The 23,025-nt window shown below is 42.8% G+C and carries 18 protein-coding genes; 10 read left to right on the forward strand and 8 right to left on the reverse strand.

The window, feature by feature from the left end; translation table 11 throughout:
• Nucleotides 1-49 precede the first annotated feature (49 nt).
• Nucleotides 50-892, reverse strand: coding sequence for an HDOD domain-containing protein (locus tag GZH31_RS12560; protein WP_036966295.1), 843 nt, complete (start codon nt 890-892; stop codon nt 50-52).
• A 269-nt stretch (nt 893-1,161) separates the two neighbouring features.
• Between GZH31_RS12560 and GZH31_RS12565 the strand changes: the two genes are divergently transcribed.
• Complete coding sequence (locus tag GZH31_RS12565; protein ID WP_065979727.1) at nt 1,162-2,865, forward strand: Zn-dependent hydrolase; 1,704 nt, start codon at nt 1,162-1,164, stop codon at nt 2,863-2,865.
• 83 nt (nt 2,866-2,948) lie between these two features.
• Here GZH31_RS12565 and GZH31_RS12570 read toward each other — a convergent pair whose 3' ends face one another.
• Both GZH31_RS12570 and GZH31_RS12575 read right to left on the reverse strand, forming a co-directional pair.
• Nucleotides 2,949-3,728 (reverse strand): ABC transporter substrate-binding protein, encoded by a 780-nt coding sequence (locus tag GZH31_RS12570; RefSeq protein WP_180311056.1) that lies wholly within the window; start codon nt 3,726-3,728, stop codon nt 2,949-2,951.
• Between the two features lie 32 nt (nt 3,729-3,760).
• On the reverse strand, nt 3,761-4,165 hold the full coding sequence (locus GZH31_RS12575) for an HIT domain-containing protein (RefSeq protein WP_036966288.1): 405 nt from the start codon (nt 4,163-4,165) through the stop codon (nt 3,761-3,763).
• Nucleotides 4,166-4,277: 112 nt separating this feature from the next.
• Here GZH31_RS12575 and GZH31_RS12580 point away from each other — a divergent pair, with 112 nt between their 5' ends.
• Both GZH31_RS12580 and GZH31_RS12585 read left to right on the forward strand, forming a co-directional pair.
• Nucleotides 4,278-6,503 carry a S9 family peptidase gene (locus GZH31_RS12580; protein WP_036966286.1) on the forward strand — a complete coding sequence of 742 codons (2,226 nt, stop codon included), beginning with the start codon at nt 4,278-4,280 and terminating at the stop codon, nt 6,501-6,503.
• 150 nt (nt 6,504-6,653) lie between these two features.
• The gene (locus tag GZH31_RS12585; protein WP_036966284.1) at nt 6,654-8,291 is read left to right on the forward strand and encodes a methyl-accepting chemotaxis protein; all 1,638 of its coding nucleotides are present in this window, start codon (nt 6,654-6,656) and stop codon (nt 8,289-8,291) included.
• Nucleotides 8,292-8,353: 62 nt separating this feature from the next.
• Here the strand turns inward: GZH31_RS12585 and GZH31_RS12590 are convergent, their stop codons facing one another.
• The 4 genes from GZH31_RS12590 to GZH31_RS12605 form a co-directional block, all read right to left on the reverse strand.
• Entirely contained in the window at nt 8,354-9,877 is a 1,524-nt protein-coding gene (locus tag GZH31_RS12590) for a leucyl aminopeptidase family protein (RefSeq protein WP_180311057.1), read from the reverse strand.
• A gap of 95 nt (nt 9,878-9,972) precedes the next feature.
• The gene (locus tag GZH31_RS12595; RefSeq protein WP_036966280.1) at nt 9,973-11,655 is read right to left on the reverse strand and encodes a carbon starvation protein A; all 1,683 of its coding nucleotides are present in this window, start codon (nt 11,653-11,655) and stop codon (nt 9,973-9,975) included.
• 108 nt (nt 11,656-11,763) lie between these two features.
• Nucleotides 11,764-12,816, reverse strand: coding sequence for a DNA polymerase IV (dinB, locus tag GZH31_RS12600; protein WP_036966279.1), 1,053 nt, complete (start codon nt 12,814-12,816; stop codon nt 11,764-11,766).
• A gap of 70 nt (nt 12,817-12,886) precedes the next feature.
• Nucleotides 12,887-13,093: a hypothetical protein gene (locus GZH31_RS12605; protein ID WP_075594054.1), complete on the reverse strand. Its 207-nt coding sequence runs from the start codon at nt 13,091-13,093 to the stop codon at nt 12,887-12,889.
• A gap of 151 nt (nt 13,094-13,244) precedes the next feature.
• Between GZH31_RS12605 and GZH31_RS12610 the strand changes: the two genes are divergently transcribed.
• The 3 genes from GZH31_RS12610 (at nt 13,245) to GZH31_RS12620 (ending at nt 15,789) form a co-directional block, all read left to right on the forward strand.
• A complete protein-coding gene (locus GZH31_RS12610; protein WP_036966275.1) occupies nt 13,245-13,673 on the forward strand; it encodes a thioesterase family protein in 429 nt (142 codons plus the stop codon).
• 12 nt (nt 13,674-13,685) lie between these two features.
• Nucleotides 13,686-14,738 carry an aldo/keto reductase gene (locus tag GZH31_RS12615; RefSeq protein WP_036966273.1) on the forward strand — a complete coding sequence of 351 codons (1,053 nt, stop codon included), beginning with the start codon at nt 13,686-13,688 and terminating at the stop codon, nt 14,736-14,738.
• A 136-nt stretch (nt 14,739-14,874) separates the two neighbouring features.
• Nucleotides 14,875-15,789, forward strand: coding sequence for a hypothetical protein (locus tag GZH31_RS12620; protein WP_051501720.1), 915 nt, complete (start codon nt 14,875-14,877; stop codon nt 15,787-15,789).
• Here the strand turns inward: GZH31_RS12620 and GZH31_RS12625 are convergent.
• Nucleotides 15,752-16,363 carry a fumarylacetoacetate hydrolase family protein gene (locus tag GZH31_RS12625; protein ID WP_036966270.1) on the reverse strand — a complete coding sequence of 204 codons (612 nt, stop codon included), beginning with the start codon at nt 16,361-16,363 and terminating at the stop codon, nt 15,752-15,754. The genes GZH31_RS12620 and GZH31_RS12625 overlap by 38 nt on opposite strands.
• A 317-nt stretch (nt 16,364-16,680) precedes the next feature.
• On the opposite strand from GZH31_RS12625, the gene GZH31_RS12630 reads away from it, so the two are divergent.
• The 4 genes from GZH31_RS12630 (at nt 16,681) to GZH31_RS12645 (ending at nt 23,017) form a co-directional block, all read left to right on the forward strand.
• Complete coding sequence (locus tag GZH31_RS12630) at nt 16,681-19,629, forward strand: TonB-dependent receptor (RefSeq protein ID WP_036966267.1); 2,949 nt, start codon at nt 16,681-16,683, stop codon at nt 19,627-19,629.
• Nucleotides 19,630-19,719: 90 nt separating this feature from the next.
• Nucleotides 19,720-21,261 (forward strand): tryptophan halogenase family protein, encoded by a 1,542-nt coding sequence (locus tag GZH31_RS12635; protein ID WP_180311058.1) that lies wholly within the window; start codon nt 19,720-19,722, stop codon nt 21,259-21,261.
• A 20-nt stretch (nt 21,262-21,281) separates the two neighbouring features.
• Nucleotides 21,282-22,007 carry a SapC family protein gene (locus GZH31_RS12640; RefSeq protein ID WP_180311059.1) on the forward strand — a complete coding sequence of 242 codons (726 nt, stop codon included), beginning with the start codon at nt 21,282-21,284 and terminating at the stop codon, nt 22,005-22,007.
• Complete coding sequence (locus GZH31_RS12645; protein ID WP_065979718.1) at nt 22,007-23,017, forward strand: cupin-like domain-containing protein; 1,011 nt, start codon at nt 22,007-22,009, stop codon at nt 23,015-23,017. Before GZH31_RS12640 ends, GZH31_RS12645 begins: the two co-directional genes overlap by 1 nt.
• Nucleotides 23,018-23,025: the final 8 nt, after the last annotated feature.

Consider the following 23,025-nt stretch of genomic DNA (forward strand, 5'->3'; position numbering starts at 1 on the left):
TGTTGACACTAAAAGCGCAGATTAGTCGTAATCTGCGCTTTTTAATGCGTTATTCAGTAAACACCGCTTTTACATCATTTAACATGTCGTGATATTCATCTGAATTAAACATATCAAGTGACGAAATAACACCTTTATCTAAATAGGTCTGTAATGCTGAAGACTTATCTGATACTTGCAGGATCCCCTCTAAGATCGCGCCTATGCGAATAAAGTCAACATAGCAAATATGCTCAGGACGATAGTTAGGGTTTGCCCAGCTCTCAGCAACTTCAACAAATTCATCAGTGAAGCCCCACGCTCGCATAATAGCTCCCCCTACTTTGCCTCCCAATTTTTGAATTGCATGCGCAAGAAAGCTCGGGTTCGCAAATACTTCGGGGTGTTTTTCGGCTTCCGTTAAAATGGGTAACACGCCAATGTTATACACTAAAGCCGCTAGCGTAATGGTGTCGCGATTTAATGACGTCTTCTTATTATCACGTAGGAAAAAATCCATTAAGGTAATTGAGTGGCAAGCCACCTTCAGCGTTTTTTGCCACGCTTTATCCATGTAGCCTTTAATCAACTCATTGTGCGATACAAACAGTTGCTCCATTGCCATGGCCGTTGCAATGTTTTTAATTTGCCGTAAACCTATCCGCGTTACAGCTTGGTGTAGGTTTGTCACCTTAACCGAGCGCCCCATAAAGGCACTGTTCGCCACCTTAATCATGCGGGCAGAAAGCGCGGGGTCGTGTGAAATCACATCGGCCATTTGCATCAAATTGACATTAGGATTGTCTGCAGCTTGTCTGACTTTTACAGCCACTTCAGGTAAAGTAGGCAACACTAGGGTGTCATTATTAATTCGGTCGACCAAAATGGTCAGTAGTGCATTTTCTGTTGACATATCTTTGCCATCCTCTTGAATTAGCTTGCTTTTATAAAACCAAACTAATGACTGACATTGTTAGATTAATTATTGTTTTAGTATTGTCTAAGTTAGCGCTAAAGTTAAGAAATTCACAGTAATAATCTACTTTTATATTTTAAGACACCGATTTAATTGCTTAAAATCATATACTGCGCAGTAAACTTGCCATTTATATGTTAGGTTTGCTTTAATGCTTACACATTTATTTTCAAAGCAACGACTCTCTCTTTTTAACGGGCAAAAAAATGACATTAAATAAAATTAGCCACGCACTTATCTTATCTGGTGCAGTTTTTCTAGGTGCATGTTCTGACCAACAAGCGACCCCTTCTCAAACAAAGCCTGCTGCAGAGCAAACGACTCAAAATACTGAAGAAAATAATCCGCAACTAATCAATGCAGACAGAAACCGCTTAGATATCTATACAGACTTTACATTAACCTCAGACTTAAGCCACTTAAGCGATAACCAAAAGCAAATGGTTGGCAAACTTATTGACGCATCAAAAATCATGGATGCATTATTTTGGCGTCAAGCATTTGGTGAAAACAAAGAAGCATTTTTGGCAAAAATTAATGACGAAAAAGTGCAAAAATTTGCAGATATCAACTACGGCCCATGGGACCGTTTAAACGGCGATCAGGTGTTCTTATCTGGCTATGAAGAAAAGCCACTTGGCGCAGAGTTTTACCCAAGCGATATCACTAAAGAAGAGTTAAACAACGCAACAGTTGAAGATAAAACAGGCCTTTATTCAGTTATTAAACGTGATGAAAATGGCAAACTATACAGCGTGGCTTACTCAGTAGAATACGCACAGGAACTAGAAAAAGCGGCAAACTTACTCCGTGAAGCAAGTAAACTTGCCGATGACAAAGAATTTGCAAACTACTTAAGCATGCGTGCTGATGCACTTGTTAGTGATAACTTCCAACCCTCTGACTTCGCATGGATGGACATGAAAAACAACCCAATTGATGTTGTTATTGGTCCAATCGAAACCTACGAAGATCAACTCTTTGGTTACCGTGCCGCTTACGAGTCTTACGTGTTAATTAAAGACCTTGCGTGGAGTGAGCGTTTAGCTAAGTTTGCAGCTTTCTTACCAGAGCTACAAAAAGGCTTACCCGTAGACGATAAGTACAAGCAAGAAGTACCGGGTTCAGACGCTGACCTTAATGCATATGATGTTGTTTACTATGCGGGCCACTCAAATGCCGGCAGCAAAACAATTGCTATTAACTTGCCCAATGATGAGCAAGTACAGCTTGAAAAAGGCACCCGCCGTTTACAGCTTAAAAACGCGATGCGCGCTAAATTCGACAAAATCTTAGTGCCAATTTCAGAGCAATTAATTGTGCCTGAGCAGCGTAAACACATCACCTTTGATGCGTTTTTTGCAAACACCATGTTCCACGAAGTCGCACATGGCTTAGGAATTAAAAACACTATCACCAACAAAGGGACTGTGCGTCAATCACTGCAAGAGCATGCCAGCGCGCTTGAAGAAGGTAAAGCAGATATCCTTGGTCTTTACATGGTTGAGCAGTTACTTAAAAAAGGTGAAATCACTGACGGTACGCTAGAAGATTACTACATCACCTTTATGGCTGGTATATTCCGCTCAGTGCGTTTTGGTGCATCAAGTGCACATGGTAAAGCAAACATGATCCGTTTTAACTTTTTTGCCGAAGAAGGTGCATTTTCTAAAAATGCAGATGGCTTATACAGCGTAAATATGGAAAAAATGAGCTTAGCGATGGCAAAACTATCGCGCCTTATCTTAACGATTCAAGGTGACGGCGATTATCAAAAAGTCGACCAATTAATCGCGACTCATGGTGAAATTAAAGCCGAGCTTGCTAAAGATTTAGAAAAGCTAAGCCAAGCAAACATCCCTGTTGATGTGACCTTTAAACAAGGTAAAGAGGTATTAGGTTTAAACTAAACGCACTCTCATCTGAGTAATAACGAGTTTAAACAAAAAACGCTGCTTTCGAGCAGCGTTTTTTTATGCTTAAACAACAGTCATTAATGCGCCACAAAGCTCAGCCCATATTTATTGTTTAGTTTTACGATTTCCCCATTTAGCAACATTTTTTGAAACTCAGCATTAAACTCATCAATAAATTGCGCTAAATCTCGCTGCTTAGTAAAACCAAAATAGCCTTGATTAACCGTTAAAATAGGAGAAAGTATGATCACCTTATCGGCAATACCCAAACTTTCTATCACCGGCCTTGCTGCGCGGGGGTGAGTTAGAATTAAATCAACCCTGTCATACATTAATTGTAAAAAACTTGCCCGCACATTGGCGACTTCCGATAACAGTAAACTCGATTCATGGCGCTTAAATTCAACCCCATAATCCCAGCCACGAATAACCCCTATTACATCTTTTTTTAAACTGGCGAAGTTTCCTCGCCAAGTAACTTCATTATTCGGTTTGGTATAAAAAACAATAGGGTCTTCATAAAAGGGTAATGCACTAAAGAGCATGTATTGGTTACGCTGAAACGATTTATAAGGGCCAATAATGGCATCGGCATCACCTTGCTCAACCATTTTTAAAGCCCGTTTAAGCGGCATAATATCAATCACAATAGTATGCCCCAATCGCTTGCCTATTTCATAAACGATGTCAGCCCCGAGTCCTGTTGGAGAACCGTGCTGATCCTGTTCTAAAATGGCAGGAAAATGACTTCCTACAAAATAATAACTTTTTGCCACACTCTCAAAGGCACTCAAAGATAACATCGTCACAAAAAAACAACGTGTTATTATTGCCGCGCTAACGTGCCACTTTTTCATATTTGCTGGACTATATTTTCGATATTCACCGTTTAAAAATACGCTTTAAGCGAAGTAATCTGCTCATCAGAATACGGAACCGCCGGTAACTTACCCCACACAGGTGCAGGCCAAGCAGCATCTGTTTTAAAGCGTGCGATATGATGAATATGCAGTTGTGGCACCATATTTCCCAAAGCAGCCACATTGAGCTTGTCTGGATTAAAAACCTGCTGTAATAATTTACTTAGTTTGGCCGACTCGCGTAAAAGTGTCACTTGCTGCGCTTCACAAAGGTCGATAATTTCTTTTAAACCCGCTTCTCTCGGGACTAAAATAAACCACGGATATTGGCTGTCATTCATTAGCAATACTTTACACAGTGGCCAATCTGCTAATTCAATACAATCACGCTGTAATTCAGGTGCCAAGGAAAATGGCATATCAGCATTTTTCATCAATAAGTCCTTAAATCTAAGTTGTACCCCTGCTACTTTATAGCATTTAGTTGCAGTTGCCTAAGCTTACCATTAACATCGTGGCAGTTTTTATTCGAGCGAAGGTACCCCTGTGCTAAAAAAAATTAAATCTCTCTCACTTGCCTTACCAATAGTGGCAACAGCACTGAGTGTGAATGCTGAACCACTATCACTAGAGCGTATTTTTGACGATCCTAGTTTAGCAGGTAAAGCACCTGTACAACTTAAATTCTCACCCGATGGTAGCCGCGTTACCTACTTACAAGGTAAAACCGACGACTACAACCGTTATGACTTGTGGGAATACAATTTAAAAGATAACAAAAACCGCTTATTAGTTGACTCTGCGGCACTATTCTCAGGCCCAGAAAACCTATCAGATGAAGAAAAAGCACGACGTGAGCGTCAGCGTATCTTTGGTAAAGGGATTTTAGAGTATAAATGGTCAAAAGATGGTAAAGCACTGCTTTTCCCACTGAATGGCGACCTTTATTACTACGAACTTGCCTCAGCTAAAAGCCGCAAACTGACCGATACCGAAGCATTCGAAACCGATGCACGTTTTTCACCGAAAGGTCATTTTGTATCGTTTATTCGCGAGCAAAACCTTTACGCACTGAACTTAAAAACGGGTCAAGAAATCCAGTTAAGTAAAGACGGCGGTGGCGTTATTAAAAACGGCATGGCTGAATTCGTGGCTCAAGAAGAAATGGGCCGCATGACGGGCTACTGGTGGTCAGGTGATGAAACAAAAATTGCCTATACGCGTGTCGATGAAAGCCCTGTAAAAGAAGCGATTCGAAACGAAATTTACGCTGATGAAGTAAAGCTTTTCAACCAGCGTTACCCGTTCACGGGTACAGACAACGTTAAAATTAAACTCGGTGTTGTTAGCATTAACAACCAACAAACTGATTGGGTTGATTTAGGCGAAGACGAAGATATCTACATTGCTCGCGCCAACTGGTTAAAAGATAACAAAACGCTATCTTATCAATGGCAAGACCGCTCACAGCAAACGTTAGAGCTGCGTTTTTACAACAGTGAAACGAAAAAGCAAAAGGTCGCCCTAACAGAAAAAAGCGATACATGGATTAACTTACACTTTGATCTACAGTTCCTAAACGATAAAAAACACTTCGTGTGGGCCTCTGAACGTGACGGCTTTAAACACCTTTATTTGTACCGCACAAATGGCGAGATGATCCGCCAAATCACGCAAGGTGACTGGGTGGTTGATAGCTTAAAAGGAATCGATGAGAAAAAAGGCATTGTGTATTTTGCAGCGCGTAAAGACACCGCTCTTGAAAGCCATTTATACAGTGCACCGTTATTCAAAAAAGGGGATATTAAGCGCATAACAGAGCTTGGTGCTTATCATAATGTGGTTATCGCCAAAGATAATAAAACCTTTATCGACAACAGCTCATCGGTTAATAAACCAGGTTCAGCCGCACTTCGTAAAATTAACGGCGAGTTTATTACCTGGCTTGAAGAAAACAAACTCGATAAGTCGCATCCACTTACACCGTACTTAGACGATTTAATCACTCCTGAATACGGTACATTAACAGCTGAAGACGGCCAAATAATGCATTACCGTTTATTCAAGCCGACTAACTATCAAGATGGTAAAAAGCACCCTGTTATTGTAAACGTATACGGCGGCCCACATGCCCAACGAGTGACAAATAGCTGGCGCAGCAAAAACTTGTATTTCCAATACATGGCACAGCAAGGCTACGTTATTTTTCAACTCGATAACCGTGGCTCTTACAACCGTGGTAAAAAGTTTGAAGACGTTATCTATAAACACTTAGGGGTTGCTGAAGTCGCTGACCAAATTAAAGGGGTTGAGTTCTTACGCACTCTTGATTACGTTGATCCTGAGCGCATAGGTATTTACGGTCACAGTTACGGTGGCTATATGGCACTGATGACCATGTTTAAAGCCGGTGATTATTTCAAAGCGGGTGTATCGGGCGCGCCAGTGACCGACTGGGCACTTTACGACACACACTACACAGAACGCTACGTAGGCCACCCTGCAACAAATGCAAAAGGCTACGAAGCAAGTGCCGTTTTCCCTTATGCTGAAGGCTTAAAAGGACCGCTAATGATTTACCACGGCATGGCTGATGACAACGTGTTATTTACTCACGCCACGAAGTTATTTAAACAACTGCAAGATCAAGAAAAGCAGTTTGAGATGATGACGTACCCAGGTTCTAAGCACAGTTTACGTGGTAAGAGTGTGCAAACACACTTGCACCAAACTATCACAAGCTTTTTCAACCGTCACTTTAACGTACAATAGTTAAATTTAAATTCGGTAACTTAGACTAAAGGCTGATTGTCCAATCAGCCTTTTTTTTGTCTCAATGTATTCCATCCACAACTAGATTTAATACCTGTTTTAACTACACTTAACATATTGCTTTTAGACAAGCATGACCAAGGAATACACATGAACTACTTACGCCGTTTTACAATCTTACAACGCCTTGCCATGTTGGTTAGTGTAGTGGTGGTTGGATTGATCTTTTTAAGTATCTCAAGCTTAATGAAGCAATATGATTCTTTAGAACAAGAGCAATACACCAAAACTCAAAACCTAGTGGAGTCAGCCCACAGCATTATTGAACACAATTATGCTTTATTCCAACAAGGTAAACTCAGTGAACAACAAGCAAAACAAGCTGCGCTGGATACTATCGCTGCACTTCGCTATGACAAAAGCAATTACTTTTGGATAAACGACTATCAACCTGCGATGGTTATGCACCCATTCAAACCAGAGCTTGAAGGTAAATCACTTGCCAACAATAAAGACCCCGACGGGGTACACCTGTTTGTTGACATGGTGAACGTGGTTAAACGACAAGGCGAAGGGTTTGTTCCATACAAATGGCCTAAGCCTGGAAAGGATCAACCCGTTGACAAAATTGCCTATGTTAAGGGTTTCACACCATGGCAATGGATTATTGGTTCGGGTGTCTACATTGACACCATTGAAGATGCATTTGCTTCACTACGAAATCACGTCATTATCACTGCGGTGGTTATTATTGGTCTGTTAATTGCGCTCAGTTATTTAATTGCAAATAGTATATTACGACCAACTCAATTGGCTGCTGATATGATGAAAGACATTTCGCAAGGTGAAGGTGATTTAACCCAACAACTTGATGAAAACGGCAATGATGAGGTCTCTCGGCTATCGCGTTACTTCAACCTATACACTGCAAAAATGCGAGAGTCACTCAAGCAAGTCGCGCAAAATGCTCAACAGGTCAATCAGTACGCCCACAATGTGGATGATGCCACTAAAACCAATCATTCTTTTATTGAACTGCAAAATGACAGCTCAACACAAGTTGCCACCGCAATGGAAGAAATGACTCATCAAATTCATGATGTTAGCCAAAATGCAGATCAAGCTGAGCATGCAGCAAACGACGCGGCGCAAAATGCTTCAACCGGTAAACAGGTGCTCAACAAAACCATTACCGCTATTGAAACTCTGTCGCATAATATTGAGCAGGTTAGTAAGGTAACCACTGACCTTGCAGCAGAGAGTAACAATATAGGCTCTGTACTGGATGTTATTCGCAGCATAGCAGAGCAAACAAACTTACTTGCGCTTAATGCCGCGATTGAAGCGGCGCGCGCGGGAGAGCAAGGGCGCGGCTTTGCTGTCGTAGCCGATGAAGTGCGTACACTGGCTAGCCGTACCGGTAAAAGTACTGATGAAATTCAGGCCATGATCAGTAAGTTACAAGCAGGTGCTAAAGCTGCGGTTGATGCGGTATCTGCCAGTCAACAACTGTCGAGCGAAACCGTCTTACAAGCAGGTGAAGCAAGCAGCTCACTCAGTGAAATTGAGCGTTTGGTCACAATTATTAAAGATATGAATAGCCAAATAGCCCGCGCCACAGAACAACAAACGAGTGCGGCAGATGAAGTTAACTTACGTATCAATGAGCTGTCACAATCAACCGAACAGTCACTATCTAATACCCAAGGGCTATCAGATGCCAGTGAAAGCTTAAAGCAAAGCTCACAAGCACTGAGCGATGTGGTAAATCGCTTTAGACTTGATTAAGCTAAATTTTAACGAAAAAAAGCCCCGCTTCATTTTTGCGGGGCTTTTTTAATGCTTAAATATTACAAGCAATAACGTGCAAATAAACTGCTGACAGCTGCTGCGGTTGGCTTACCATGTTGCCAATCACCGCCTTCTACACCACTGCCCGCGATGTCCATATGAACATACGGTAATGGGTGTGCTGATTCAGTGCCATGCTTATCTAAACCACCTACAATCGCTAAGAATGCCATTGGGAACTGGTGTCCACGTGCAGTCACAGCTGACGGTGCATTGTTACTCGAAAGTACATCATCGGCTAATGTACGAGGCTTAACAAAGTCGTAGTCTTCACGACGGCTGCGAGAGACCTCTGCGCCATCAGCCCATAAATCACCTAAATCAGCAATTTTACGTGAAACCTGCGCTTGACGAGCGGGTCCATTTTCAACATAAGCGCTGTAAGGACCCATCGCACGTGCTGCGTGACCTGTTAGCGTTGCAACAGTGAATAGCTCTGGATTTACTTCATTTAATGCGCGGTCTTTCATTTCACTGAGTAAATCACCCATTGCTAAACGCCCCTCTGCGTCGGTATTACCGATGCGTACACGAACGCCTTCACGGCACGTAATGATTTCGTCAGGCACGAAACAATCAGAACCAATTGAGTTTCGAACCACGGCTAAGTAAGCAATCACCTTGACACCTTTAGGTGCATAATCAGCCACTGACTTCATAAAACCAGCGACCGATGCTGCGCCACCTTTATCGCGGCTCATACCCGCCATAAAGCCACCCACTTTAAGGTCGGCACCACCGGTATCATAAACAAGCCCCTTACCAACGAACATTAACGTACGCTCAATGTCACCCTCAGGAACATATTCAAGCTTAACAACACGTGGATGATGACGCTCAACAGCGTATGATGCACGCGCTACAGTGCTCATCATTGGGTAATCTTTATCGATAGTGTCGATATCTGAAATCACATCAACAGACACTTTACTGCCCGCAAATAACTCAACACAATAATCGGCAAAACGTGGCGGTGCCATGCGCTCAGGCTCTGTACCGCATAAGTCACGCGCAGCATATTGGCCTGCGGCAATTGCATTCAATGCTTTAACCATGGCCTCATCAGCACCCACTAAGCTAATTTGACTGATTGGCTCAATCGCTTGGCCATGAAACTCACGCGCTTCAAGTGGCTGCCATAATGCTTGGCAAGCACCTAAAAAGGCAACTTCAAGTGCATGTTTGTAACGCGCATCGTGGTGTGCACTCGCAAGTAAAATAGCAGGCTTGGTGCTGCCCGAAGCTTTTGCTTCTAGCACGGCTAATTTAGCAGCATCAAAATAACGACGTACATCGTCATAATCGCGATTAAGCGGACCTGTAGGCGCTAAAATAACGCGCTTTGAGTCAATCACAAGTAATGTGACTTGCTTAGAGATACGTGCATCAATGGCTTGTTGAGCACTGATAGCGTGGCTTAAGCTTGCATCGGCTAAAGACGAAAAATTATCACCGATAATAATCAATGCATCGTGATCTGCATCAGCTAATTGAGAGGCGACAACTGCATGAGGGTATGCCATAAAAAAAGGTCCTGCTGTTAGAAACATAGGACCTTATTATCATTGATTTAACGCGCTATTGCCAGCCGTGCAAATGAGCGGCTGGCAAGCAAAGTTTACTGCTCTGACACAGATTGGTTGTCTTTGCGATGTTTCACAATGACAGACCATGCTTCTAGCATCACCAGCACACTGATCACCAGTACCAGTAAATCGAGTGTTACAAGTAACCAGTTGCCTTGTTGGTAATATTCACCTAGCTTAATCACACCCGCGAAAAATGCCATTACCAGTACAAAGCTCATCGGTATTAACGTGTACTTCGCTGGACGATTCGCTTTGATTAACATTACCGAAATAACCAGTAACGTTAAACTTGCAAGGATTTGGTTGGTAGAGCCAAACAGCGGCCAAATGATCATTCCGCCGCTGCCATCGGCACCACCTGCACCAAAGGCAAGTAGCAAGCAGCACAGCACAGCGACGAGCGTTGCGACAATCCCATTGCGAATAATACTGATATTATAAATATCACCCCACTCTTGAATAATGTAGCGTTGTAAACGAACGCCAGAGTCCATTGTCGTGCCTGCAAATAGCACCACCATTACCGCAAGTAAGGTCGACGCGACTTCTTGTGAAATACCCCAACCACTTTCGATTAAGTTTGCACCCCCGTTGATAAAGGCACTCACGCTCCCCGCTCCTAAGTGGCTGTAAATTTCATGCCATTCTTCAGGTGATACAGCCAATGCGACACCACTTACCGCTACCAGCGTAATAAGTGCAAGCATGCCTTCGCCCACAGCACCTAAATACCCAACAAAGCGACCGTCAGTTTCTTTGTTTAACTGTTTAGAGCTGGTACCTGATGACACGATTCCATGGAAACCCGATACTGCACCACAGGCTATGGTGACAAACAACAGCGGAATAATACTCGGCGTATCCACTGCCGTTTGCGTATTAAATGCAGGTGCGGTGATATCTGGCATTGAAATAAAGACCGCGCCATATAAAAGCACTAAACCAACCAGCAACTGCATACCATTAATAAAATCGCGAGGTTGTAATAACATCCACACAGGCAGTAAAGAAGCAATTGCAGCGTAGATGAACAAGATAATGATCCAGTTTGCGTTTGCACTTAAGCCAAACATCTCATCTGGCAACGCAATGGGCATACTACTGCCAAGATAAATGGTGTAATAAAGGATACCGACACCAATTAAACACAGAGGAATTAAAGAAACTTTACGGCGCAGTAACTGGCCTATAACAAGGGCCACAACAATGGCTGACCAAGCAGGAAAAACCGCATTTGGCTGGGATACAAATGATTTAGCAATAACAACCCCAAACACCGCATTCACCATCAGTAGCACTAAAAATACCACAATCATAAATAACGCACGGGTACGCTTACCGATGACGCTTTCAGACAAAGCCCCCATCGACTTACCTTTGTTGCGAGCACTGGCCCAAAGAGCCCCCATATCATGGACGCCAGCAAAAAAGATTGTTCCAAATACGACCCATAACACGGCAGGCACCCAGCCCCAATAAACAGCAATAGCAGGACCGACTATCGGTGCCGCACCTGCTACAGACGTGAAATGGTGGCCCCACAACACGACCTTATTGGTGGGTACATAATCCACACCATCCTCAAGCTCATGAGCAGGTGTGACGAAGTTATCATCCATTTTAAAGATTTTTTCGGCGATGAATTTCGAATAAACAAACCATCCGAATAACATACCGACTATTCCGAGCAGCACGATCACGACCGATTGCATAGTCATCTCTCTTATGTAGTTATAATGTTGTCTAGAGGCCGTGAACACAAATGGTTCAACACCCCACACTAAACACTAACAAACTTTAAACAACCTAGGTGTTAACCTTTAGTCTAATATACTTAACTGAAAATGCTCGTGGGCTTCACTCTTTATTCCCACACCAATGCCCAAGAGTCTGACGGGTTTATTATTTCCGCGTTCATACGCTTTACTCATTAACTCTGTAAAAATGCTGTCATCTAACTGATGATGACTTTGGTCGGCACTGGTCACTGTGAAATTTGCGAACTTCACTTTAACTGATAATTTGTTGATTCTGTTACTCAGTTGCTGCCTTTCTAAACGGCGTACTAACTCTGTCATTAAACGGGGTAACTCAGATAAACACTCAGCTAAGCTATTTTTGTTGAATTCATAAGTGTGTTCTACACTCAGCGATTTACGTACGCGTTCCGTAGACACTTTACCTACGTATTCTCCTGCGCATTTTTGATAAAGCGAAACACCAAAGTTCCCCACGTGTTGCTGCATCCAATTAACCCCTTTTTCGCGAACATCAGCTCCCGTGTATAAGCCTTTAAGTTGCAATTTTTCAAGCGTCACCTTCCCTACACCTGGGATCTTGCCTAGCGGCAACTTGGCTAAAAAGCTATCCACTTGCTCAGGCAGTACCACGCACTGACCATTGGGTTTATTCTCATCACTGGCTATTTTGGCAATAAATTTAATCGGTGCGATACCCGCCGATGCAGTTAGGCCTGTTGTGGTAAAAATTTCTTGTCGAATTTGCTCAGCCATTAGAGTCGCACTGCCTCTGCATGCACTGCTTTGGGTAACATCTAAATAAGCTTCATCAAGCGATAAGGGTTCAATCAGGTCAGTGTATTTAGCGAAAATTTCACGGATTTGTTGAGAGACTTCTTTGTATACATGCATTCGTCCGGGCACAATGACTAGATCAGGACACAATTGTTTAGCATGGTAGTTAGACATAGCTGAACGAACGCCATATTGGCGCGCAATATAGTTGGCCGTAGAAAGCACACCACGGCGACTGTTCCCACCAATCGCAAGAGGCACACTGGCAAGTGCAGGATTGTCACGCATCTCTACTGCAGCAAAAAAGCAATCCATATCAATATGAATGAATTTTTTCATCAGGCATACAACAACTGTTCATTTATACAGTTATTATTGTTTAATCTACCTGATAGTGCAAGCGAACATACTAAGAGGTTTGACGTGTTTGCTCGCGTGTTTTTTTGCGATTAAACAGCCGTGCTCCAAATAACCAAAAGGCGGCTTCGAGAAAAAGTCCCAAGACAATTAGTACGATAAACCCAGACATTGTGCCCATACTGTAGCACAGTAGAGCCAGAGCCAGTAAGATGAATAATACTGCCCACTTTATCATTTTCGCTGTTAGTTGCTGCATAACTAGGTCCTTCATGTGTGTTCGATTTACTCACACTTTACGTAAGCGTGAACTTATAAAGTTAGCACAATATACTTAGTTTTCTAATTTTCTTGAGCTAAAAGCAGCATGTTGCTAACCTAGCTTTTCTCACAATTAACCTGGATTTGCTATGCAATCGTTTATAGAACAACACCCTATCAGAACAAAAATTAATGTAGCATGGGGTGAAATGGACGCCCTTCAGCATGTGAATAATGTGGTCTATTTTCGTTACTTTGAAACCGCTCGTATCGACTTTTTTACACAATTAGGCTTTCTTAAAGATTTACAAGCAACAGGCGTGGGTCCGGTGATCAGCGAAAACAATGCTCGCTATAAACGCCCCGTGACGTTTCCAGATTCCGTGCATGTTGGTGTAACCATAAGTGACATTGAAAAAGATCGCTTTATGATGCACTACACCGTATTCAGTGAGAGCCAAAAGGCAGTTACCACTGTTGGCTCATCACACGTTGTCATGTTTAACTTTACTACGGGTAAAAAAGCAGAACTAAGCGATGAGCTTTTAGCTGCACTTAAAGCCCACTCTAACGATTAACAAGGAACTAATATGCTTTATAGCCCACTTGGCCGAAGTGGTATTGACGTCTCCCGTGTTTGCTTAGGAAGCATGACATGGGGTATGCAAAATAACCAAGCTGATGCCGATGAACAAATTGCCTATGCGTTAGATAAAGGCGTTAATTTTATCGACACGGCAGAAATGTATGCCGTACCGCCCTCGCCCGACACCTATGGTAAGACCGAAGAGATTATTGGTCATTGGCTTGCACGTAATAAAGATAAACGTGAAAACCTCGTTATTGCGACTAAAATTGCCGGTAATGGTTTACCTTGGGTTCGTGAAGGCGAAGATATCACTCGTCAAGCGGTGGTTAACGCCGTTGATGCCTCATTAAAACGATTACACACTGATGTTATCGACTTATATCAGCTTCATTGGCCTAACCGCACCTCGCCGCATTTTGGTAAACAATGGCCCGGCATTGTGCGTTTTTCAGATGCCGACACCGAGCAAAATATTGCAGGTATGCTCGATATTCTTGAAGGCCTGAATGACTGTGTTAAAGCCGGTAAAATTAAACACTGTGGTCTTTCTGATGATAGTCCATGGGGTATTAGCCAATACTTGCGTTTAAGTGAGCAACATAATTTGCCGCGCATGGTGTCTATTCAAAACGAATTTAGTCTACTGCATGCCAAAGACTGGCCTTACTTAATCGAGCAATGTATTCACGAAGATATTGCGTATTTACCTTGGTCACCCCTTGGTGGTGGTATGTTAAGTGGTAAATACCTTAATGGTGCGCGCCCTGAAGGTAGCCGCTGGACACTGGTACAACGCAATGGCCTATTTAGAGACACGCCTCAGTCGCAACAAGCTATCGCAGAGTATGTAGAGATAGCGAATGCCTTTAATCTAACCCCTTCACAACTTGCGCTTGCATGGTGTGATCAGGTCGATGGTGTCAGTTCAACCATCATCGGTGCCACGTCAATGTCGCAGTTAAAAGAAAATATTGATGCTTTCTCAGTGACGCTCACCGATGAGGCACTTGAAAAAATAGCACAGGTATTTAATCGCTACCCAATGCCATTTTAATGCTGTAAAGCCTATCGTTTGATAGGCTTTAATCCCGCCAAAACCAATACTATATAACCATTTTTAATTGCTGTTTATTTTATTTTCAATACTTTGGTGTATAGTTAATCATCGTTATTGAGTTGTAAGGTAAACGATGAGAAAACATCTAAAAAAAGCATTCTATGTTATTTCTAGCTTATTACTTGGCTCGTATGTGCATGCTTCTGAACAACTATCAATTACATGGCTCGAAAACGATAGCGGGCCTTTTTATATCGAAAAAAATGAAACAACTCCTCACGCGGGTTTATGTAACGAAATAACCGATTTACTCATCACCGCCCTGCCACACATAAAACATACCAAGGTGACAATCCCACAAAAGCGAGCAAGTAAATATTTAGATGAAGGCCACATGGCTTGTTATGCGTGTATGATTCATCGTGAACAAAAAACACATCGCGTTACTTACTCTATTCCGACCACGGTTTACCCACCGTTTACTATCTTAAGTAATAGCGAGCAAGCTGAAAAAATTTATAAAGCTCACGGTAATCCCGTGTCATTAATTTCGCTGTTAACGGATGCACACTTTATGTATGGTCAAAATGATGCACGCAAGTTTGGCAACACACTGGATAACATTGCAAAAAACATTAAGCTTTATGACTATGCAGCACTGAGCAGTACCGGCAGTCAAGCAAGTTATGCACTACTCACGCAGCTTGAGCACGGCTATATTGACTACACCATTGATTACCCATTTGTGGCAGACTATTACAATAATAAATACCAGCAAGATATAAAAAAACTCGCCATCGGTGACCCTGAACAGCATGTTGTGCTGGGTGCGATTGGCTGCTCAACCAGCGCCCCCAATAATTATGCACAACGCGTGTTAGTCGACATTAATAACGCGCTTAAAAACACCGTATTACCAAGTGAAAAATATCAACAAAACCAACGAGCTTGGTTAGAGGAAAGTTTTCCTGATTTTTTAAATTACTACCAACGATTTATCTTAGCGCCACTTAAATCGCCTGCCATTGATGGGTTAGAACTTGAGTAGAGCCATCTTTTAGCGCCACATTAAAAGTGGCACCTGAAATAACTTTACCCACTCCCTCAGGGGTGCCTGTCATAATGATGTCACCATCCTGTAAACTCATAAATTCATTGATCTCAGCTAAAATCTGCTGAGCAGTGTGGATCATCAACTGAGTGTCGCCAAGCTGGGCTAATTTACCATCAATGTGTAGACTAAATTGATACTGCCCTGACTCATTGACTGGCACAAACTCTGTAAAAAGTGCAGCTCCATCAAAGGCTTTAGCACGCTCCCAGGGTAAGCTTTTTTGTTTTAGCTGAGTTTGTAAATCGCGTTTGGTTAAGTCAAGTCCAAGGCCAACACCAGCAAGCTGTTTATTTTTAACTAAAAAACACAACTCTGCTTCGTAATGTAATTGCTCAGAACCGTGCTTAGCATACAGCGACTGCGTTAATGCGCTGTTCGGTTTTACAAATAACACCATACTGGTCGGTGTTTCGTTATTGAGCTCTGCGATATGAGCGGCATAGTTTCGACCAACACACACCACTTTACTTGGTGTCACTATTTCGTTAACAAATTTGACTGAGTGCATTGTGGGTTCCTTATAATCTACAACACCTTTTGTACTATATTAACATTAATTGAATTATCTAATTTTACCTAAAACAGCTGCAAAACCCGTTAAAAAGCCAAAAAGTTACACTTAATTATTCCTTATAATAACATGAACATACATATTAATTGCCAACTAAAAAGTGATTTATATTGACCATTGTTTAACTTTCTAATAACTTATTGTAAGCGGTTACATTTATAAAAATCGGGTTCGGCGATTTTTTTTGCAATAGAATGTAAGCGCTTACATTTAGACAACAAACACGAAAAATAAAACCAAATCTGGAGATTTGCATGAACCACACACTATTCAAGAAAAAGCAGCTTGCCATTAGCCTTTCCATGGCAATGGGATTAAGCGCGCTAGTTCCTCACTCAGCTGCTGCCGAAGAAAAATCCGAGAAAGCGAGTGATATTGAAGTAATACAAGTATCGGGGATCCGCGGTAGCCTTGTAAAATCAATGGATATCAAACGTCAATCTGCAGGTGTTGTTGATGCAATCACGTCAGAAGATATCGGTAAGTTTCCAGACACAAACTTAGCAGAATCTCTGCAACGTATTACAGGTGTGTCTATAGACCGCAGTAACGGTGAAGGCAGTAAAATCACTGTACGTGGCTTTGGTCCTGAGTTTAACTTAGTCACGTTAAACAACCGCCAAATGCCAACAACGGGCGGCCGCTCATTTGATTTTGGTGATATCGCGACTGAAAGCGTCAGCGGTGTTGAAGTATACAAAACAGCTCGTTCAGACATACCTAGTGGTGGTATCGGTGCAACCGTTAATATCACTACAGCAAAACCATTATCGAACCCTGGTCTTAAGGCATCAATTGGTGCAAAAGCGGTTCATGATACATCAAACGAAACTGGCGATAATATTACACCTGAAGTTTCTGGCATTTACAGCAACACTTTCAATGATGACCGTTTTGGTGTTTTAATTTCAGGTTCAGTGCAAGAGCGTAACAACCGCGAGCAAGCAATGGCGGTTGATAACTGGATCCCGAATGTTGATATTTCGTCATCTCCAGATTTAGCATTAACAGACAACAATCAACGTGCCGATGGGGCAACATGGTATCCACAAAATGCCGGTTATGCCTTCTCGGACAACACACGTAAACGTACTAACGGTCAACTTGTATTGCAATACGCGCCAACAGACCGTATTACAGCAACACTCGATTACACCTACTCAAAACTTGAATTTGAAAAAGACGGTCGTAGTTTCGGTGTGTGGTTCAATAATGGTGGTAACGTAAGTTCAGCGAACATCAACGAAAATGGCACTTACACAAAAGTTACTGAAATTGGTGGTGATTATTCGACAAACCTTAACCGTGGTGCCACAGAAAACGAAAACAAATCACTGGGTTTAAACATTGATTGGCAAGTAACTGATAACTTAAACATCGAGTTTGATGCTCACAACTCATCAGCAGAAAGTGCTGGGGTTGGTCTTGGCCATGATGCATTTATGATCATTGGTAATACATCGTGTTCATGGTGTGAAAACCCAACAGTGAATATTGATGAGAAAATGGCTGACTTCAGCCAAGGAGAAATCCCACTGATCGATATGACATTGACCAACGGTCAAGCAGAGCTATTACCAAGCGATATGGGAACCCTATTCGCTGGTGTTAATAAAGACACGAACACTAACGATCTAGACCAGTACCAGTTAAAAGGTACTTGGTACAATGAAAACACAGGCGCGCTTTCAAGCATTAACTTTGGTGTATCACATACAAAAGTTGATTTCCGTACTACCACGGCTTATTCAGGTCAGTTAGCGGCTGGTTGGTGGCTAAATTCTGCTGATTGGTATGATGACAGCATGTTTACGCGTGTTGACAGCTCTGGTTTACTTGATGGCTTCTCTGGTGGCGGTAGCGACAAGCTATTAAACTACTACTACGATGCTGACTTTGATGAAATCGTTGCAATCGCCGAAAGCATTGACTGTGACCACCCTGATGGCGGCATTGGTGCATGTAGTTGGCCAGCGGATGTAAACGGCAAGGTGCAAGCGGGTCCAATTGATGATGACCACCGTGTTAGCGAAGAAACGACGGCATTTTATGCACAAGCTAACTTCGAAACAGAATTCAACGGCATGCCAATTAACATTACCGCAGGCTTACGTTACGAATCAACAGATGTTACAGCAAACAGCCTAGAGCGCCCTGCTGTTGCAATGGAATGGGTAAACGGCAACGAATGGTCATACATTTATGCTGATGAGCGTACATTCTCAAACGGTGAAGGCAGCACGAAAGAATTTTTACCAAATATCGATATGAACATCGAAGTGGTTGAAGATGTGATTGCTCGTTTCTCATATAGTCGTACCCTAGCTCGCCCACCTGTTGGCGCACTGCGTTCAACAACGTCTTTCTTGGGTAACCCCAAAGTGGGTCAACGTAAAGTTGCGGTAGGTAACCCGAACTTAAAACCTTATACAGCCGATAACATCGACTTATCACTTGAGTACTACTACGGTGAAGGCAGCTATGTTTCTGCTGGTTACTACCGTAAGCAAGTTGATAACTTCTTAGTGAACATCACCACAGAAGAAACAATTGACGGCATCACAGACCCATTCATTGGTGACCGTGCTGAGCAAGCGCGTGAAGACCTAGCTGCGGCAGGTGAGCAACCGTCTGACCAAGCAATTCACGATAAAATCAACGAAAACCAAGGCACTGAAGAAGGCACACCGATTGTGGGCAATAGCACTGACCCACTGGCAAACTTCTTTGTATCTCGCGATAACAACGTTGAGACCGCTAACCTTTGGGGTTGGGAGCTTGCTGCACAGCACATGTTTGGTGAAACTGGATTTGGTATCGCAGCCAACGCAACGTTTGTATTTGGTGATGTTGAAGCAGACAGAGATGCTATCGGTTATCAATTTGCCTTACCGGGCTTAAGTGATTCAGCAAACTTCTCAGCTATTTATGATTTAAACGGCTTATCGGCGCGTATTTCATATAACTGGCGCGATGAATTCTTAACAGGCTTTGATCAACACTCATCACCTGTTTTTACTGAGTCTTATGGCCAGTGGGATATCAACGTGAACTACGCCGTGAACGAAAAGCTAACGGTGTTTGTTGAAGGTCTAAACCTGACAGATGAAACGCAACGTACCTACGTTCGTTACTCTGAGCAGCTGTTACGTGCAAACCAGTACGGTGCGCGCTACAACATCGGCTTCCGCTACTCGTTCTAGCATTTTGTTGTCAAAAAAGCCGCTCAACAGCGGCTTTTTTTTTCACAAATATGCTAGTTTGTCTTTATAGCGTTTAAGGTAGCTTTGAACATGCAACAGAATAATGTAAAAAAAGTGGTCATTTTAGGAGGGGGAACTGCCGGTTGGTTAACCGCGGGTTTAATTGCCGCACAGCCACATTTAACCCATAACGCACAGATCACCCTCATTGAATCCCCTTATATTGCCACCATTGGTGTTGGTGAAGGTACCTGGCCGACAATGCGCCAAACACTGAAAACCATCGGCATTAGTGAAAGTGACTTTATTCAAACCTGCGATGCTTCATTTAAACAAGGTTCACGCTTTGATGGCTGGTGCGAAGATGATGGCAGCACCCATTATTACCACCCGTTTAGTTTGCCTGTTGCCTATCAGCAGCTAAACATTGCTCCCTATTGGTTCGCCAATAAAGAGGCCGTAAGTTTTAGCCATGCCGTCGCAAGTCAAACCTACTTATGCGATCACCACAAAGCCCCAAAAAACCACCTACACAGCGCCTACCAAGGCGAAGCAAACTATGGTTATCATTTAGATGCTGGAAAGTTTGCGATGTTATTGCAAACTCACTGCACCACTCAACTTAATGTCGAGCATATTGTAAGCCATGTTGAAAGCATTAATAACGATGATGAAGGCTACATCAGCTCATTAGAAACACGCGATCATGGAATAATTACCGGCGACTTGTTTATTGACTGCTCGGGGACACACGCAAAGCTCTTACATCAACATTACGGCGTTGAATTAATCGAGCAACAAGATGTGCTATTTAACGACCGCGCAGTGGCAGTGCAAGTACCTTATGCAAGTCCACAACAAGACATTTTGTCTTATACCAAAGCCACCGCTCAAGATGCGGGCTGGATTTGGGATATTGGCCTACAAAGTCGTCGTGGGCTTGGTATGGTTTACTCAAGTCGTTTTGCCAACAGTGATGATGCCAAACAAGCGCTTGGCCGCTACATTGAAAGCACCCAGCCAGGCACAGACCAAAGCCAATTAACATTTCGCGAGATTCGTTTTACACCCGGCTACAGGCGCACTTTTTGGCATAAAAACTGTTTAGCAATCGGAATGTCAGCAGGCTTTATTGAACCGCTAGAAGCCTCTGCACTCGTGATGGTGGAGCTTGGTCTTAATAATTTACTGGCTAATTTCCCCACACACCGTGCAGCGATGCCTACGCTTGCCAAACGCTTTGATGACCAATGCCATTATCGCTGGCAGCGCATAATCGAATTTTTAAAACTGCATTACGTGTTATCAAAACGGACCAGTCCATACTGGCAAGCACATAAAGAAGCCGCAAGTGTACCGGCGCAACTGCAAGAGAATTTAGCGCTGTGGCAGTATCAAAGTCCATGGCTCAACGATTTTGATCGTGCCCAAGAGGTATTCTCTGCGGCCAGTTATCAGTATGTGCTCTATGGCATGAAACAGCTGCCTAAATTTCCAATCATGGCAATGCCTGCTGCAATTGTTGAGCACTTTACTGCTAATCAACAACATGCCAAACATGCTTTACAGCAGCTACCAACAAATCGTGAGCTGCTAAACCATATTCAGCAATTTGGTATTCAACCTATTTAATATCAGCATTAGGAGGCCCAATGGCCAATCACGTTTTACTTGATAATATTAGCCATAAAGACCTGAAAGTGATCACCGCACGCGGTGCCGACTGGGGCGATCAAATTAGCTGCGCCACTATTTTCCCAAGTGAGTTTGCAAAAGTACAAGCAAACCAACCTATCGTATTTCGTAAGCAACCACAAACAGGCCAGTTTGAAGCATTGGCATTATTTGGTTTTGAAAATAGTGAAAACCTACTGCTTGATGAAAAAGGCGAATTAAAACTAAGTTACTTACCGCTTAGCATGCAGCGCCAACCGTTTTTAATAGGCCAACAGACGCAATATAACAATGGAATTCCTGAGCAATCATTAGTGGTGCATATTGATTTAGACAGCCCTCGTGTTAGTACAAGTCAGGGGGAAGCCATTTTCCTTGAGCATGGCGGTAACAGTGATTACTTAAATCACATTGCTCAAGTACTGAATACCCTGCATCAAGAGCATCAAACAATTAATGGTTTTTTTGAGCGCCTACTTGCCGCCAACCTGCTGGAAGCATTCAGTATCGAATATGCCCAAAAGAATGGCGAAAAAGTTACAGTGACAGGTTTTTATACCATTAATCAACACGCACTAAATGATTTAACACCGCAACAGTTAAAACAGTTGCAACAGCAAGGCGACTTACAAGCCATTTATATGGTACTTGCATCAATGGAACAGATCCCACACTTACTGAATAAGAAGTGGGCGCAGCAGTAATGTTTAGCGCAGCGCCAATTAATGAGTGCAATGCCTCAGAGATTACCAACCTTAAAGCGTTTTTAGCCGACTTAACTGAGCCTTTGGTGATAAGAGAGCTGTGTGCTCACTGGCCTCAGGTTGCAGCAGCCAAAAAAGGCGAAAAACAGGCATTAAGCTACCTTTTAGAGCTGGCCAATAATGCGCCTGTTCGCAGTTTTAGTGCCGATGCTATGCATCAAGGCCGCTATTTTTATAATGCTGATTTATCGGGACTTAATTTTTCACAACACGCCGACTCACTTAAAAGCGTGCTAGACAAGTTAGTCGATAAATTAGCGCACACACAGGCTGACTCGTTGTATATGGGGTCAACCGCTGTGGAATACTGCGCGCCGGGCTTTAGCCTCGACAACCCATTAGAGGTGACCGATTATAACTGCCTAACAAGTCTCTGGGTCGGAAATCACAGTCATATTGCGGCTCATTACGACAATGCCGATAACTTGGCGTGTGTTGCTGCGGGTAAGCGCACCTTTACCCTACTACCCACTGAGCAGGTAAATAATTTATATGTTGGGCCTCTTGAGTTTACACCCGCGGGTCAGGCTATTAGCTTAGTCGATTTTAATAACCCTGATTTCACGCGTTTTCCACGTTTCAAAGAGGCAGCAGAAAAGGCGCAAACAGCGACATTAACACCTGGGGATGCTATTTATATTCCTGCACTTTGGTGGCACCAAGTCAGTGCAACACAGCCATTTAATGTGTTAGTTAATTATTGGTGGCGACAAGCTCCGGAGTATTTGGCCAACCCCTTTGATGCTATGTTGCATAGCATGTTGGCGATAAAGGACTTACCAAAAGAGCATAAACAAAAATGGCAGCAATTGTTTAATCACTATGTATTTGCTGATGAGCTCGATTTAACCAGCCATATTGCACAGCCTGCACACGGTATTTTGGCTGATATTGATGAATTAACCGCAAGAAAAATAAGACAATTATTACTGCAAAAACTCAACCGATAGAATGAGCC

The organism is Pseudoalteromonas sp. JSTW, from assembly GCF_013423925.1.
In the GTDB taxonomy this organism is placed as follows: Bacteria; Pseudomonadota; Gammaproteobacteria; order Enterobacterales; family Alteromonadaceae; genus Pseudoalteromonas; species Pseudoalteromonas lipolytica.

What these genes read in the sequence shown, in the direction of transcription:
- GZH31_RS12560 (WP_036966295.1), bottom strand. Translation starts at nt 892, where the DNA reads ATGTCAACAGAAAATGCACTACTGACCATTTTGGTCGACCGAATTAAT.
- GZH31_RS12565 (WP_065979727.1), top strand. Translation starts at nt 1,162, where the DNA reads ATGACATTAAATAAAATTAGCCACGCACTTATCTTATCTGGTGCAGTT.
- GZH31_RS12570 (WP_180311056.1), bottom strand. Translation starts at nt 3,728, where the DNA reads ATGAAAAAGTGGCACGTTAGCGCGGCAATAATAACACGTTGTTTTTTT.
- GZH31_RS12575 (WP_036966288.1), bottom strand. Translation starts at nt 4,165, where the DNA reads ATGAAAAATGCTGATATGCCATTTTCCTTGGCACCTGAATTACAGCGT.
- GZH31_RS12585 (WP_036966284.1), top strand. Translation starts at nt 6,654, where the DNA reads ATGAACTACTTACGCCGTTTTACAATCTTACAACGCCTTGCCATGTTG.
- GZH31_RS12590 (WP_180311057.1), bottom strand. Translation starts at nt 9,877, where the DNA reads ATGGCATACCCTCATGCAGTTGTCGCCTCTCAATTAGCTGATGCAGAT.
- GZH31_RS12595 (WP_036966280.1), bottom strand. Translation starts at nt 11,655, where the DNA reads ATGCAATCGGTCGTGATCGTGCTGCTCGGAATAGTCGGTATGTTATTC.
- dinB (WP_036966279.1), bottom strand. Translation starts at nt 12,816, where the DNA reads ATGAAAAAATTCATTCATATTGATATGGATTGCTTTTTTGCTGCAGTA.
- GZH31_RS12605 (WP_075594054.1), bottom strand. Translation starts at nt 13,093, where the DNA reads ATGCAGCAACTAACAGCGAAAATGATAAAGTGGGCAGTATTATTCATC.
- GZH31_RS12610 (WP_036966275.1), top strand. Translation starts at nt 13,245, where the DNA reads ATGCAATCGTTTATAGAACAACACCCTATCAGAACAAAAATTAATGTA.
- GZH31_RS12615 (WP_036966273.1), top strand. Translation starts at nt 13,686, where the DNA reads ATGCTTTATAGCCCACTTGGCCGAAGTGGTATTGACGTCTCCCGTGTT.
- GZH31_RS12620 (WP_051501720.1), top strand. Translation starts at nt 14,875, where the DNA reads ATGAGAAAACATCTAAAAAAAGCATTCTATGTTATTTCTAGCTTATTA.
- GZH31_RS12625 (WP_036966270.1), bottom strand. Translation starts at nt 16,363, where the DNA reads ATGCACTCAGTCAAATTTGTTAACGAAATAGTGACACCAAGTAAAGTG.
- GZH31_RS12630 (WP_036966267.1), top strand. Translation starts at nt 16,681, where the DNA reads ATGAACCACACACTATTCAAGAAAAAGCAGCTTGCCATTAGCCTTTCC.
- GZH31_RS12635 (WP_180311058.1), top strand. Translation starts at nt 19,720, where the DNA reads ATGCAACAGAATAATGTAAAAAAAGTGGTCATTTTAGGAGGGGGAACT.
- GZH31_RS12640 (WP_180311059.1), top strand. Translation starts at nt 21,282, where the DNA reads ATGGCCAATCACGTTTTACTTGATAATATTAGCCATAAAGACCTGAAA.
- GZH31_RS12645 (WP_065979718.1), top strand. Translation starts at nt 22,007, where the DNA reads ATGTTTAGCGCAGCGCCAATTAATGAGTGCAATGCCTCAGAGATTACC.